Below are 620 nucleotides of genomic sequence, written 5' to 3'. Positions count from 1 at the left end.
GTTACCTGCAAGCTGAAAAACTATGTTCCAAAATCATATAACAGTTAAAAACCGACATAAGAAGTTCATAAAAACAGTATGTGAAACTGAAATAGTTTACGGATTGAAAAACAAAGATGGATTTGCAACATCAAGTTCAGTTCATTATGATGACGAAAATGGAGAACCTGTTGGAATGATTTGCTTTTGGGCTGAAAAGGCAAGGGCAAAGTCCTGTATAAAAGACGGATGGAAAAACTATGACCCGACTGAAATTCCACTATCTGAATTTATGGAAAACTGGTGTGTTGGAATGGAAAATGACGGACTCTTAATTGGGACTCAATTTGACCAAAATATGTTCGGATTTGAAGCAGAACCTTTGGAATTAATAATAGACCTATTAGCTGAATTAAAATCAATCGGAAAAGATTTGAATTTTAGAAAGTTTAACGGAATTAAAGACTTGGAAACTCAAGTGAAAGAAGTAATGGAATGATAAAAAGCCAGCAGGTAACAATGTATAACCGCAATTACGGCGGATTCGACTACGTCCGAATCCACTCGGAATTGCTAAAGTCTGTGCTTAACCGAAAAGTAAAACATATAAACCCGTAACTGACGGTTATACGAGACCGTTA

1 protein-coding gene is annotated in these 620 nt (G+C 35.8%); it reads left to right on the top strand.

What is annotated here, in order from left to right; all coding sequences use genetic code 11:
- The first annotated feature begins 22 nt into the window (after positions 1–22).
- Positions 23–478: a DUF2750 domain-containing protein gene (locus ABD715_RS17785; RefSeq protein WP_344789680.1), complete on the top strand. Its 456-nt coding sequence runs from the start codon at positions 23–25 to the stop codon at positions 476–478.
- The last annotated feature ends 142 nt before the right edge of the window (positions 479–620 follow it).

Origin of the sequence: Postechiella marina, assembly GCF_039538365.1 — a bacterium.
GTDB lineage: Bacteria > Bacteroidota > Bacteroidia > Flavobacteriales > Flavobacteriaceae > Postechiella > Postechiella marina.
The sequence above is the reverse complement of the archived record's forward strand: the minus strand, read 5'-3'. Positions and strand labels throughout refer to the sequence as shown.